This window comes from Rhodoferax sp. GW822-FHT04A08 (assembly GCF_058801025.1).
In genome coordinates this window covers 29,520-43,284 of sequence record NZ_JBXAMW010000016.1, presented here as the reverse complement: position 1 = coordinate 43,284, position 13,765 = coordinate 29,520, and the positions used below count along the sequence as shown (strand labels likewise).

13 protein-coding genes are annotated in these 13,765 nt (G+C 64.6%); all 13 read left to right on the top strand.

Annotated elements, in window-relative coordinates; translation table 11 throughout:
• The first annotated feature begins 2 nt into the window (after positions 1-2).
• The 13 genes from AC1RMF_RS22215 to AC1RMF_RS22155 all read left to right on the top strand — a co-directional run bounded on the left by AC1RMF_RS22215 (position 3) and on the right by AC1RMF_RS22155 (position 13,752).
• Positions 3-782: an enoyl-CoA hydratase/isomerase family protein gene (locus tag AC1RMF_RS22215; RefSeq protein WP_493144412.1), complete on the top strand. Its 780-nt coding sequence runs from the start codon at positions 3-5 to the stop codon at positions 780-782.
• 31 nt (positions 783-813) lie between these two features.
• On the top strand, positions 814-2,319 hold the full coding sequence (locus AC1RMF_RS22210) for an aldehyde dehydrogenase family protein (RefSeq protein ID WP_493144409.1): 1,506 nt from the start codon (positions 814-816) through the stop codon (positions 2,317-2,319).
• A gap of 113 nt (positions 2,320-2,432) precedes the next feature.
• Positions 2,433-3,671 carry an ABC transporter substrate-binding protein gene (locus AC1RMF_RS22205; RefSeq protein ID WP_493144407.1) on the top strand — a complete coding sequence of 413 codons (1,239 nt, stop codon included), beginning with the start codon at positions 2,433-2,435 and terminating at the stop codon, positions 3,669-3,671.
• 75 nt (positions 3,672-3,746) lie between these two features.
• On the top strand, positions 3,747-4,613 hold the full coding sequence (locus AC1RMF_RS22200; protein ID WP_342620886.1) for a carbohydrate ABC transporter permease: 867 nt from the start codon (positions 3,747-3,749) through the stop codon (positions 4,611-4,613).
• A complete protein-coding gene (locus AC1RMF_RS22195; protein ID WP_493144405.1) occupies positions 4,606-5,469 on the top strand; it encodes a carbohydrate ABC transporter permease in 864 nt (287 codons plus the stop codon). Before AC1RMF_RS22200 ends, AC1RMF_RS22195 begins: the two co-directional genes overlap by 8 nt.
• 3 nt (positions 5,470-5,472) lie before the next feature.
• Complete coding sequence (locus AC1RMF_RS22190) at positions 5,473-6,588, top strand: ABC transporter ATP-binding protein (protein ID WP_493144404.1); 1,116 nt, start codon at positions 5,473-5,475, stop codon at positions 6,586-6,588.
• Between the two features lie 10 nt (positions 6,589-6,598).
• Positions 6,599-8,104, top strand: a complete 1,506-nt coding sequence (locus AC1RMF_RS22185; protein WP_493144403.1) for a GMC oxidoreductase — start codon at positions 6,599-6,601, stop codon at positions 8,102-8,104.
• Positions 8,101-8,868 carry a 3-ketoacyl-ACP reductase gene (locus tag AC1RMF_RS22180; protein WP_493144401.1) on the top strand — a complete coding sequence of 256 codons (768 nt, stop codon included), beginning with the start codon at positions 8,101-8,103 and terminating at the stop codon, positions 8,866-8,868. The genes AC1RMF_RS22185 and AC1RMF_RS22180 overlap by 4 nt, the downstream gene beginning before the upstream one ends.
• Positions 8,865-10,478, top strand: a complete 1,614-nt coding sequence (locus AC1RMF_RS22175; protein WP_493144400.1) for a GMC family oxidoreductase — start codon at positions 8,865-8,867, stop codon at positions 10,476-10,478. The genes AC1RMF_RS22180 and AC1RMF_RS22175 overlap by 4 nt, the downstream gene beginning before the upstream one ends.
• 13 nt (positions 10,479-10,491) lie before the next feature.
• Positions 10,492-11,661 carry a dihydrodipicolinate synthase family protein gene (locus AC1RMF_RS22170; protein ID WP_493144399.1) on the top strand — a complete coding sequence of 390 codons (1,170 nt, stop codon included), beginning with the start codon at positions 10,492-10,494 and terminating at the stop codon, positions 11,659-11,661.
• Positions 11,658-11,972: a Dabb family protein gene (locus tag AC1RMF_RS22165; protein WP_493144397.1), complete on the top strand. Its 315-nt coding sequence runs from the start codon at positions 11,658-11,660 to the stop codon at positions 11,970-11,972. Before AC1RMF_RS22170 ends, AC1RMF_RS22165 begins: the two co-directional genes overlap by 4 nt.
• Positions 11,959-13,239 (top strand): glycerate kinase type-2 family protein, encoded by a 1,281-nt coding sequence (locus AC1RMF_RS22160; RefSeq protein WP_493144395.1) that lies wholly within the window; start codon positions 11,959-11,961, stop codon positions 13,237-13,239. Before AC1RMF_RS22165 ends, AC1RMF_RS22160 begins: the two co-directional genes overlap by 14 nt.
• 12 nt (positions 13,240-13,251) lie before the next feature.
• On the top strand, positions 13,252-13,752 hold the full coding sequence (locus tag AC1RMF_RS22155) for a heme-degrading domain-containing protein (RefSeq protein WP_493144394.1): 501 nt from the start codon (positions 13,252-13,254) through the stop codon (positions 13,750-13,752).
• Positions 13,753-13,765: the final 13 nt, after the last annotated feature.

Genomic DNA, 13,765 nt, shown 5'->3' with positions numbered 1-13,765 from the left:
GCATGACACACACCTGGACTTTGCTGGAGCGCGTCGGCGCCGTGGCCATCGTCACCCTGAACCGCGAACCCAAGCTCAACACCCTGACCCCGGACATGCTGGATGAACTGGAAGTGCATGCGCGGGCCATTGATGCGGACCGCGACATCCGCGCGGTCATCCTCACCGGCGCCGGAAGCCGTGCCTTCTGCGTGGGCGCCGACATCACGCAATGGGCCGCGCTGGAACCGCTGGACATGTGGCGCCAGTGGGTCAAGCGCGGGCACCAGGTGTTCGACCAGTGGGCTCGGCTGCGCCAGCCGGTCATTGCCGCCATCAACGGCCACGCCTTTGGCGGCGGACTGGAGTTGGCCATCAGTGCCGACATCCGCATTGCCACGACCGGCGCCCAATATGCGCTGCCCGAGGCATCCATCGCCACCTGCCCGGGCTGGTCCGGCTCGCAGCGCATGGTGCGCCTCATAGGCGGCAGCCAGACCAAGTACCTGGCCCTCAGCGGCCAGCGCCTGTCGGCCAGTAAGGCCCTGCAGGCTGGGCTGGTGCACGAAGTGGTGGAGGTCGACGCGCTCATGGCGCGCGCGCAGGCGCTGGCCGCCGACATGGCCACCAAGGCCCCCATTTCGCTGCAACTGACCAAACAACTGGTCAACGCCGCCACCGGCGAAGACCGGGACGCCGTGCTCGAAGCCATGGCCGGCGCGCTGGCCGCCAGCACCGAGGATGCCAAGGAAGGCATCCGCAGCTTCACCGAAAAACGCAAGGCCGCCTACGCCGGCCGCTGACCCGCCAATCACCGCAACAGGAAATAGCACCATGTCCACCCCCCTTACCGCAAATACCCTGACCGATCGCCCCGTGTTCCAGGGCAAGCTGCTGATCGACGGCCAATGGGCCGATGCCGCCGACGGCAGCACCCTGGAGCGCAAGTCCCCCGCGCACGACCAGTTGATCGCCGTGTATGCCCAGGCCGGTGTGGCCGACGCAGAGCGCGCCATTGCTGCCGCGCGCAAGGCGTTTGACCACGGCGCCTGGCCGCGCATGAAGGGCGCCGAGCGCGCCCGCATCCTGCGCCGGGTAGCCGACCTGATCCTGGAGCGCAAGCACGCTCTGGCCGAAATGGAAACGCTGGAAAACGGCAAACCCCTGGCCCAGGCCCTGGCCGAGATCGAAGGGTCTGCCGACCTGTGGCAATACGCTGCCACGCTGGCGCGCAATCTGCACGGCGACAGCTACAACACCCTGGGCGAGAACACCCTGGGTGTGGTGCTGCGCGACCCCATCGGGGTGGTGAGTGTGATCACGCCCTGGAACTTCCCTTTCCTCATCGTCAGCCAGAAGCTGCCGTTTGCCCTGGCCGCCGGTTGCACCGCGGTGGTGAAACCGGCTGAAGTGACTTCCGGGACCACGGTGATGCTGGGCCAGATCCTGCTCGACGCAGGCGTGCCCGCAGGCGCGGTGAACATCCTGGTGGGCCGTGGCAGCGTGGTGGGTGACGTGATGGTCACGCACCCGGATGTGGACATGCTGTCGTTCACCGGCTCTACCGCCGTGGGCAAGGCGGCCGTGGCCAAGTCGGCGGCCACACTCAAGAAGGTGTCCATGGAGCTGGGTGGCAAGAATCCGCAGATCATCTTTGCCGACTGCGATTGGGACGCCGCAGTGGATGCCGCCGTGTACGGCATCTACTTCAACGCCGGTCAATGCTGCAACAGCGGCAGCCGCATCCTGGTGCAGGAATCCATCGCCAAGGACTTCAGCGCCGCCGTCATCGAGCGCTCCCGCCACGTCAAGGTGGGTGATCCGCTCATCAGCGGCGTGCAGGTCGGAGCCATCACCACCGAAAAGCAGATGGAGACCATCCTGCACCACATCGCAGCGGCCCAGTCCGCGGGCGCCAATGTGGAGCTGGGCGGCGCGCGCATACAGGGTCGTGGCATGTTCATCGAGCCCACTGTCGTCACTGGTGTGACCTCAGGCATGGCCATCGCAAGGGAAGAGGTATTCGGCCCGGTGCTGGCGGTGCTCACCTTCAAGGACCTGGACGAAGCAGTGGCGCTGGCCAACAGCACGCTCTACGGTTTGTCGGCAGCCGTGTGGAGCCAGGACTTCAGCACCTGCATGACTGCGGCCCGGCGCATCAAGGCCGGAACCATCTGGGTCAACACCTTTCTGGAAGGCCATGCCGAGCTGCCGTTCGGCGGTTACCGCGAGAGCGGTATTGGCCGTGAGCTGGGCCGCTTTGCGACCGAGGACTACACCGAGACCAAGACTCTTCAAATGCATCTGGGTGTGCGTACCGACTGGTACGTGCCGCGCTGATGCAACCGGATTCACCCGGACCCGCAGGGGCCCGGGTGGGTAACGCCACGATGTGGCAACTCAGCGTGCGCTTCAGTGGCGTCGCACATTCAAAAACTGACAGGAGATATCGCATGAAAAAGCAAGTATTGGGTATGTTGATTGCCGCAGCATTTGCGGCACCGGTGATGGCCGAGGAGTCTGTGGAAGTCCTGCACTGGTGGACTTCGGGCGGTGAAGCCGCAGCGTTGGGTGTGCTCAAGAGCAACCTCGAAAAACAAGGCGTGAAGTGGAACGACATGCCGGTGGCCGGTGGCGGTGGCGAGCAGGCCATGACTGCAGTGCGCGCCCGCGTGACCGCCGGCAACCCGCCCACTGCCGTGCAGATGCTGGGCTTTGACATCCAGGACTGGGCCAAGCAGGGCGTGCTGTCCGACTTGAATGCGATCGCAGCCAAGGAAGGCTGGGACAAGACGGTTCCGCAGGCGCTGCAACGCTTCTCCAAGTACAACGGCAAGTGGGTGGCCGCTCCCGTCAATGTGCACTCCACCAATTGGGTCTGGGCCAACAAGGAAGTGCTGGCCAAGGCCGGTGTGACCGCCGAGCCCAAGACCTGGGACGAGTTCATTGCAGCGCTGGACAAGGTGCAGAAGGCCGGTTTCATTGGTCTGGCCCATGGCGGCCAGCCCTGGCAGGAAGCCACTGTGTTTGACGGCGTGGTGCTGGCCACCGGTGGTTTGGACTTCTACAAGAAGGCCTTCATTGATCTGGACTCCAAGGCCCTGAATTCCGACACCATGGTCAAGTCCTTCGACCGCATGACGCAGCTGCGCAAATACGTGGACAAGGATTTCTCGGGGCGTGACTGGAATGTCGCCAGTGGCATGGTGATCAGCGGCAAGGCTGGTTTCCAGATGATGGGCGACTGGGCCAAGGGCGAGTTTGTGGGCGCCAAGAAAGTGGCCATGAAAGACTTTGCCTGCTTCCGTACACCGGGCACCCAAGGCATAGTCTCCTTCAATGCCGACCAGTTTGCCCTCTTCAAGGTGGGTGCTGACAAGGTCTCTGCGCAGAACAAGCTGGCCACCGCCATCCTGGAGCCGGGCTTCCAGTCCGCCTTCAACGTGGTCAAGGGCTCGGCCCCGGCACGCACCGATGTGCCCGACACCGCCTTTGATGCCTGCGGCAAGAAGGCCATCAAGGATCTGGCAGAAGCCAACAAGTCCGACCACCTGGTGGGCTCCATGGCACACGGCCACGCTGTTCCCGCGTCCATCAAGAACGCGTTCTATGACGTGATCACACGCCAGTTCAACGGCCAGATCGACTCCAAGAAGGCTGCTGCCGAAATGGCATCGGCTGCCAAGAACTAAGCCGCACGGTTGCCGCGCACGGGTGGGGCTGCGGCCCTGCCCGGCGCTGGTCTGCAAACACATGGAGATATTCAAATGAAAGCTGGTTGGCTACCCAAGCTGCTGATCACGCCCAGCGCGTTTCTGGTGCTGGTGTGTGTCTACGGTTACATCATGTTCACGGTGTACCTGTCGTTCACGCCCTCGACCATATTGCCCGTGCTGGAGTGGAACGGAACGGCTGCCTACACCCGGCTCTTCGGGCTGGAAAACTGGAGCGTGGCGCTGGGCAACCTGTGGATCTTCGCCAGCCTGTACATCCTGATTGCCATGGCACTGGGCCTGAGCCTGGCCATCCTGATCGATCAGAAGATACGCGCCGAGAGTGCCTTTCGGTCCATCTTTCTCTACCCCATGGCGCTGTCCTTCATCGTGACCGGCACCGCCTGGAAGTGGCTGCTGGACCCCGGTGTGGGGCTGGAGCACACGCTGCACACCTTGGGATTCGCCAACTTCTCTTTCGGCTGGATCAAGGACTCCGATATGGCCATCTATTGCGTGGTGATTGCCGCTGTCTGGCAGACCACGGGCTTTGTCATGGCCATGTTTTTGGCCGGCCTGCGCGGCGTGGACAGCGAGCAGGTCAATGCCGCGCGCCTGGACGGCGCCAAGGCCTGGCAGATCTACCACCGCATCATCATTCCGCAACTCGGGCCGGTGTTCATCTCGGCCTTCGTGATCCTGGCGCACATGGCCATCAAGTCCTACGACCTGGTCATCGCGCTGACCAACGGCGGGCCCGGTCGTTCCACCTGGTTGCCCTCGGTCTTCATGTACCAATACACCTTCACCCGCAACGAGATGGCGGTAGGCGCTGCCAGCTCGGTGCTCATGCTGCTGGGCATTGCTGTGGTGGTGCTGCCTTACCTCTACAGCGAACTGCGAAAGGTCCACCATGGATAAGACACCTTTGCAGCAGGTCGCACGCGCCGCGCTGTACCTGATCCTGGCCATCACCGCGTTCGCGTTCATCATGCCGGTGTATGTGATGGTGGTGAACTCGCTCAAGCCACTCGACGAAATCCGCAGTGGCGACCTGATGGCGCTGCCCGTGCAGTGGACGGTGGAGCCCTGGCTCATGGCCTGGAGCAAGTCGCAGATCGGGGTGCAGGCCACGGGCCTCAAGCCCTACTTCATCAACTCCTTCCTGCTGGTGATCCCGGCCGTGGTCATCTCCACGCTGATCGGTGCGCTCAATGGCTACATCCTGACGCAGTTCCGCTTCAAGTTTGCCGACGCGCTGTTTGCGGCCATGCTGTTCTCGGTGTTCATTCCGTTCCAGATCGTGCTCATTCCCATGGCCAAGACGCTGGGCATGCTGGGCCTTGCTGGTACCGTGAAGGGGCTGATCTTCGTCAACGTGGTCTACGGCATCGGCTTTACCACGCTGTTCTTCCGCAACTACTACGCGGCCTTTCCCAATGAGCTGATCCGCTCGGCCCGCATGGACGGGGCCGGCTTCTTTGGCGTGCTGCACCGCATCCTGCTGCCCAACAGCGCGCCCATCATCGTGGTCACCGTGATCTGGCAGTTCACCAACATCTGGAACGAGTTCCTGTTCGGCGCGTCTTTCAGCGACTTCACGTCCTTCCCGCTGACCGTGGCGCTCAACAACCTAGTGAGCAGCTCCACTGGTGTCAAGGAATACAACGTGCATTTCGCTGGCGCCTTCATCGCGGCCATACCTACCCTGGTGGTGTATTTGGTCTCTGGTAAATATTTTGTTCGCGGCCTGATGGCCGGTTCCGTCAAGGGGTAACACATGGCTTCACTCGATCTGGTCAGCATCCAAAAGAGCTTCGGACCGGTCCACATTCTTCACGACGTGTCGGTCTCGCTGCAGGACGGTGAGTTCTTGGTGCTGGTCGGCCCCAGCGGCTGCGGCAAGAGCACGCTGATGAACATCATTGCCGGGCTGGAAGAGCCCACCGGCGGACTGCTCAAGCTGGCCGGCAAGGACATCACCCACGTGGCCCCGGCTGAGCGCGACATCTCCATGGTGTTCCAGTCCTATGCGCTGTACCCCAACATGACCGTGGCGCAGAACATCCAGTTCCCGCTGGAGATGCGCAAGGTCGACAAGTCGGTGCGTGCCGAGCGGGTCCAGAGCGTGGCCCGGCTGCTGCAGATCGAGCATCTGCTGGAGCGCAAGCCGCGCCAGCTCTCGGGCGGTCAGCGCCAGCGTGTGGCCATCGGGCGTGCACTGGCGCGCGAGCCCAAGCTCTACTTGTTTGACGAGCCGCTGTCCAACCTGGATGCGCAACTGCGGCTGGACATGCGCACCGAAATCAAGAAGCTGCACCAGCGACTGAAGTCCACCATCGTCTACGTCACGCATGACCAGATCGAGGCCATGACGCTGGCCACCCGCATCGCCGTGATGAAGGGCGGCGTGGTGCAGCAATTGGGCACACCCCACGAGGTTTACAACCGCCCGGCCAATACCTTTGTCGCAGGCTTTATGGGCTCGCCGCGCATGAACCTGGCCAAGGCGCGCGTGGCAGAGCAGGCCGGCGTCGTCGCGCTGGAGTTCCAGACGGGCGACGCGCAGAAGATCAGTCTGCCCCTGTCCGAGCAGTTCTCCTATCTGCGCCCCTACCTGGGCCAGGACGTGATTGCCGGCATACGCCCCGAGACCATCAACCTGCCCACGCCGCACCTGGTCCACAAGGAACTGCAGCGTGCCTTTACCGCAAAGATCGAAGTGACAGAACCGACCGGCGCGGAGACACTGGCGCTGTTGAACTTCGGCGGACATGAGTTCACAGCCACCCTGGACCCGGACGTTGCCCTGGGCATAGGCAAGGAGACCCAGTTCACCGTGGACCTGACCAAGCTGGTGTGCTTTGACGCCAAGTCCGAAACACTGATTGCCTGAAAGACGTGCCATGAAGGCTTATGACGTGGTCATTGTGGGGTCCGGTGTGGGCGGCGGCGCAGTGGCGCTGCGGCTGGCCGGCAGCAATGCCAAGGTGCTGATTCTGGAGCGCGGCCCGACCCTGCCGCGCGAGCCGCAGAACTGGGACCCGGTAGCGGTGTTCTGCGAGCACCGCTACCACACCAGCGAAACCTGGTGGGCGGACGAGCGGCCGTTCCGGCCCGGCATGTTCTATTTCGTGGGCGGCAGCACCAAGTTCTATGGCACCGCCATGTTCCGCTTCCGTGCGCGCGATTTCGAGGAAGTCCGGCACCCCGAAGGCGTCTCACCCGCATGGCCGATTGGCTACCAGGACCTGGAGCCCTGGTACGGCAAAGCCGAGCAGCTGTTTGGCGTGCGCGGCCAGGCAGGGGCCGACCCATCGGAGCCGCCCCGCTCCAGTGGCTATGCGCACCCGCCCATTCCGCATGAGCCGGTGATTGATGCCATCGCACAGCGCTTGCGCGCGCAGGGTCTGCAACCGTTTCCCATGCCAAGCGCTGTGGATTTCGGCCCCGGTGGCCGTTGCCAGCGCTGCGCCAACTGCGATGCCTTTCCCTGCCAGATCAACGCCAAGGGCGATGCCGAAACCCGTCTGATCCAGCCCGCCTGCCGCAGCGCCAATGTGGAACTGATGACCGATGCGTTGGTGGAAACGCTGGAGACCGATGCCACGGGTCGGCGCATCGTCGCGGCCGTGGTGGTGGTGGGCGGCGTGCGCCAGCGCATCGTTGCCAACACCTTTGTGCTGAGCGCCGGTGCCATCAACTCGGCAGCGCTGCTGCTGCGCTCGGCCAATGCGCACAACCCGCGCGGCCTGGCCAACAGCTCCGACGTGGTCGGGCGCCACTACATGACGCACAACACCAGCGCACTGATGGCGGTGCACCCCTGGAAGATCAACACCACCCATTTTCCCAAGACGCTGGCGGTGCACGACTACTACTTCGGCGAAGGCGAGGGCGACACCCCGCTGGGCAGTCTGCAGCTGCTGGGCAAGATCAAGGAGCCCATGCTGCGCGGCGCCTTGGGCCATGTGCCCCGCTTCATTCGCCACGCGCTGGCGCAGCGCAGCGTGGACTGGTATGCGCAAAGCGAGGACCTGCCGCATCCCGAAAGCCGCGTGACCCTGCGCCCGGATGGCGCCATCAACCTGCACTGGCACCGCAGCAACCTGCAAACCCACAGGCGCTGGGTGGACAAGTGCAAATCCATACTGCGCGCCACCGGCTACCCGGTAGTGCTGTCCGCGCCTTTCGGGACCGACGTGGTGTCGCACCAGTGCGGAACCATTCGCTTTGGCAATGACCCGCAGACCTCGGCGCTGGACCCTTTCTGCAAGGCCTGGGACCACGACAACCTGTTTGTGGTGGACTCCAGCTTCTTCCCGTCCTCCGCGGCGGTCAACCCGGCGCTGACCGTGGCCGCACAGGCTTTGCGCGTCGGCAACCACATCCGTGAAAAGGTCCTGGCATGACGGACGCAAAACCCCTGGTGGTGGTGACCGGCGCGCGCCGGGGCATAGGTGCCGGCATTGCGCTGGAGTTCGCACAGCGCGGCTTCCACGTTGCCATCACCGACATCGATGCCGAGGGCTCGCAGGAAGTGCTGCAGGCGGTGCGCAGCCACGGTGTGCAGGCCTCTTTCTTTGCGTCTGATCTGGGTGATGTGCAGGGCCACGCCGCACTGGTGGAGCGCATTGCGCAGTGGGGCGGTCCCATCAGCTGCCTGGTCAACAACGCGGGCATTCCATCCCCCGCGCGGGGTGACCTGCTGGAGGTCACGCCCCAGTCCTTTGACACGGTGCTGGACGTCAACCTGCGCGGCACCTTCTTCCTTACCCAGGCCGTGGCGCGCCACATGCTGGCCACCACGACGGACCATGCGCGCTCCATCGTCACCGTGTCGTCGGTGAGCGTGGAGATGGCCTCCATCGAGCGCGCCGAATACTGCCTGTCCAAATCCGGGCTGGGCATGCTCACGCGCCTGTTTGCCCTGCGCCTGGCACCCCACGGGATCGGAGTGTTCGAAGTGCGCCCCGGCGTGATCAAGACCCCCATGACCGGCCCGGTGGCACAGAAGTACGACGAACGCATCGCCGCCGGTCTGGTGCCCATGGGGCGCTGGGGATTCCCCGCCGATGTGGCCCAGGCTGTGGCCACCCTGGCGCAGGGTAAATTGGGCTTTTGTACCGGCAGCGTCGTCCATGTGGACGGCGGCCTTTCCCTTCCACGACTATGACTACCGATTCCTTCGACTACATCATCACCGGCGGCGGTTCGGCCGGTTGCGTTCTGGCCCGGCGCCTGAGTGAAGACCCCCACGTCAAGGTACTGCTGCTGGAAGCCGGCGGCAGCGACGGCCACCCGTTCTTCCACTGGCCCGCAGGGTTTGCCAAGATGACCAAGGGCATAGGCTCCTGGGGCTGGCACACGGTACCGCAAAAGCACCTGAACAACCGCGTGCTGCGTTTCACACAGGCCAAGGTCATAGGGGGTGGCTCGTCCATCAACGCCCAGCTCTACACCCGTGGCGTGCCCGCCGACTACGACGAATGGGTGAGCGAGGAGGGCGCCACCGGCTGGGGCTATGAAGACGTGCTGCCTTACTTCAAGAAGGCCGAAAATAACCAGCGCTTTGCCAACCGCTACCACGGCTACCAGGGGCCGCTGGGCGTGTCCAACCCGATCAGCCCGCTGCCCATCTGCGAGGCCTACTTTCAGGCGGGGCAGGAGCTGGGCATTCCCTTCAACCCCGACTTCAATGGCGAAACGCAGGGTGGCCTGGGCTACTACCAGCTCACGCAGCTCAACGCGCGTCGCTCGTCCACCTCCATCGCCTACCTCAAGCCGGTGCGCGATCGCGCCAACCTGTCGGTCATGCTGCACACCATGGCCACGCGGGTGGTGATGGAGGCCGACCGCGTGGTGGGTGTGGAAGTGGTGCAGGGCGGCAGCAGGACTGGCACCGTAGTGCGCGCCAACCGCGAGGTGATTGTTTCCTCCGGCGCCATGGGTTCGCCCAAGCTGCTGATGCAATCGGGCATAGGCCTGGCCGATCATTTGCGCACGGTGGGCGTGCCGGTGCTGCACGATCTGCCCGGCGTGGGCTCCAATCTGCAGGACCATCTGGACCTGTTCGTGATTGCCGAATGCACGGGTGACCACACTTATGACAAATACAACCAGCCGCACCACGCCGCATGGGCCGGCCTGCAGTACCTGTTGTTCAAGAAAGGGCCGGTGGCCTCCAGCCTGTTTGAGACGGGTGGCTTCTGGTATGCCGACCCTAAGGAGCGCGCCCGCTCGCCCGACATCCAGTTCCACCTGGGCCTGGGCTCGGGCATCGAAGCCGGCGTGGCCAAGATGAAGAACTCGGGCGTGACGCTCAACTCCGCCTACCTGCGGCCCCGCTCGCGCGGCACCGTGCGCCTGGCCAACGCCGATCCTTCTTCCGCGCCGCTGCTGGACCCCAACTATTGGTCCGACCCGTATGACCGCACCATGGGCATCAAGGGTCTGCGCCTGGCGCGCGAGATCCTCAGCCAGCCGGCATTGCAGCGCTACGTCAAGGCCGAGGTGCTGCCGGGTGCGAACCTGCGCAGCGACGAAGACCTGTTCCGCTACGCCTGCGAACACGCCAAGACCGATCACCATCCGGTGGGCACCTGCAAGATGGGCCCGGCCACCGACCGCAACAGTGTGGTCACGCCCGACCTCAAGCTCATCGGCCTGCAAGGCATACGCGTGGTGGACGCTTCGGTAATGCCGCGCGTGCCCTCGTGCAACACCAATGCCCCTTCCATCATGGTCGCCGAAAAAGGGGCAGACCACATCCTCGGAAAACTCTGACGCCACGCATTCCATGACACACACGCTCCAACTTCCCCAGGCCGACGGCAGCCTCAAGCCCTACACACCCAAGGCGCAGCCCATCGTGCCGGCGCGCGCACTGCCAGCGTTCAATCGCACGGTGTATGCCGCATCCCACGTGGTGATCAACCCGTGTGCGACGCAGAATCCGTTTGACGATTCCCCCGTGGTGGACTGGGACACCACACTGGCTTTCCGGGACCACCTGTACCGGCTCGGTTTCAAGGTGGCCGAGGCCATGGACACCGCGCAGCGCGGCATGGGGGTGGACTGGGCCGTGGCGCGCGAGCTGATCCAGCGCTCCATACGCCATGCCCGCACTGTGCCCGGTGCCGATCTGGCCTGCGGCGTCGGCACCGACCAGCTCGCTGCCGGACCCGATGTGACACTGGAGCAGGTCGAGCGCGCTTACCGCGAGCAGTTCGAGGTGGTGCAGGCCGAAGGCGGCACCGCCATCCTCATGGCCAGCCGCGCCCTGGCACGTGCCGCCAGGTCTGCCGATGATTACCACCGCCTGTATGGCCGCCTGCTGCAGGACAGCGACAAGCCGGTAATCCTGCACTGGCTGGGTGAGATGTTTGACCCGGCACTCAAGGGCTACTGGGGCAGCAGTGACATCCCCACCGCGCTGGACACGGTGACCGCACTGATACGTGCCAACGCCTCCAAGGTCGAGGGCATCAAGGTGTCCCTGCTGGAAGCCAAGTGGGAGATCGAGCTGCGCCGCCGTCTGCCCGCGGGGGTGAAGATGTACACCGGTGACGACTTCAACTACGCCGAACTGATCGCGGGCGACGCGCAGGGCCATTCGCACGGGCTGCTGGGCATCTTCGACCCCATCGCGCCGGTGGCAGCCGTGGCCTTGGGCGAGCTGGCAGCGGGCAACACGCAACGCTACCGTGAACTGCTGGACCCCACCGTCGCCCTGTCGCGCGAAATCTTTCGCGCGCCCACGCGCCACTACAAGGCCGGCGTGGTGTTCCTGGCCTGGCTCAACGGACATCAGCGCCATTTCTCCATGGCTGCAGGCGCACAGGCATCGCGCGGCATTGCGCATTACGCCCGCGTGTTCGAGCTGGCCGACCAGTGCGGCGTGCTGGCGCAACCCGACCTGGCGCTGGCACGCATGCAACAGCTGCTGGCAGTACAGTGCGGCCTATGACAACATCCCTACCCGTTCGCCATATCGTCCTGTTCAAGTTCAACGCCAGCGCCACTGCGGCGGTGATCGCGGAACTGTCCCAGGCCTTTGCCGCCTTGCCGAAAGTGATCGAGGGCGTCAGCGCCTTTGAGGCCGGCGAGAACAACAGCCCCGAGGGGCTGAACCGCGGTTTCACCCACGCCTTCGTGCTGACCTTTGTCGATGCCGCAGCACGTGCGCACTACCTCCCGCACCCAAAGCACCAGGCCTTTGTGGAGCGCCTCAAGCCGTATCTGGAGGATGTGCTGGTGATCGACTATGACCTGGGCTGAGCTGGCGCCGCACGATGTGCTCATGCAGCTCTACCGCGCCGCGCTGGATGCGGCCGATCCGCTGCAGGTGATTCCGCCGCATCTGCCGCCGCCGCCTTTGGGGCGCACGGTGGTGGTGGGCGTGGGCAAGGCCGCCGCTGCCATGGCACAGGCCGTGGAGGCGCACTGGCAAGGGCCCGTGAGCGGTGTGGTGGTGGTGCCCGAAGGTGCTACGCGCCCGCTGCGCAACATCCGCGTGTTGACAGGCAGCCACCCGGTACCGGATGCGAGCAGCGTGCACGGCGGTGATGCGCTGCTGCAGGCCGTCAGCGGTTTGCATAGCGACGACCTGGTCATTGCCCTGGTGTCCGGCGGTGGCTCAGCGCTGTGCGCCAACCCTGCGGATGGGCTCACGCTGGAAGACAAGCAAAGCATCACCAAGGCGTTGCTGCTGCGCGGGGCGTCCATCTCCGAAATCAATACCGTGCGCCGGCATCTGTCGGCCATCAAGGGCGGGCGCCTGGCCGCCGCGGCTTATCCGGCGCGCGTGGTCACCCTGCTGATTTCCGACATTCCGGGAGACGAGCCCACGCTCATCGCATCCGGGCCGACCCTGCCGGACGCCAGCACCTGCGCCGATGCCCTGGCCGTGCTGCAGCGCTATGGCATCACCCATCTCCCGGCGGTGCTGGAGTCGCTGCAGGCAGGGCGTTGGGAGTCGGTCAAGCCGGGTGACGCGCGGCTTGCTGCCAACACCCACGCGGTGGTTGCCAGTGCCTGGGACGGCATGCAGGCAGCAAGCCGCAAGGCGGCCAGTCTGGGGCTGGCGTGTCACATCCTCTCCGACGCCATGGAAGGCGAGGCCCGGGATCTGGCCAAGGCCCATGCGGCGATTGCCCTGAGCGTGGCGCAGCACGATGTTCCCTTCAAGGCGCCTTGTGTACTGATCTCCGGCGGCGAAGCCACCGTGACCGTGCGCGGCAAGGGTCGTGGCGGTCGCAACACCGAATTCGCTTTGGCCATGGCCCTGGCCCTGAAAGACCAGAAGGGCGTGCAGCGTATCCTCGCCCTCTCAGCTGGCACCGATGGGCTGGACGGCAAGGCCGAAGCCGCAGGCGCCTGGATCAACGACCAGACGCTGGCGCTGGGCGCGCAGCGCGGCCTCTCGGCCCTGCAGTGCCTGGACGGCAACGACAGTGCCAGCTTTCTCGATGCCGCTGGCACGCTGGTTCATACCGGGCCGACCTTCACCAACATCAATGACTTCAGAGCCGTTCTGATCCTCTGAGACGCACACCCCATGGACATACCCACCGACGCGCCGCGTGATCTGGCGATCATTGCCCGTCAGGAAGCGCTGCTGCAATTTGAAACCTTTGACAACACGGTTGCGTGGAACCTGGGCAACGCCCTCAAGGCGTATTGCGAGTCGCAGAGTCTGGCGGTGACCATAGAGATACGCTTGGCCCGCGACACCGTCTTCTTCTACGCCATGCCGGGCACCTCACCCAACAACACGGACTGGGCCCGCCGCAAACGTAACACCACCGAACTGCAGCAGCGCAGTTCGTATGCCGTGGGGCTGGCGCTGCAGGACGGGGAGACCCTGCAAACACAGTCGGGCCTGCCCCTGCGCGACTACGCCCACCACGGCGGCAGCTTTCCGGTGCGGGTGCGGGGCGTGGGCTATCTGGGGACGGTAACCATCTCCGGCCTGCCGCAGCGTGACGACCACCGCGTGGTGGTGCAGGTGCTGGCCGACATGTTGGGCGTCTCCATTGAGGGCCTTGTGCTGCCCTGAAGAACATCCTTGC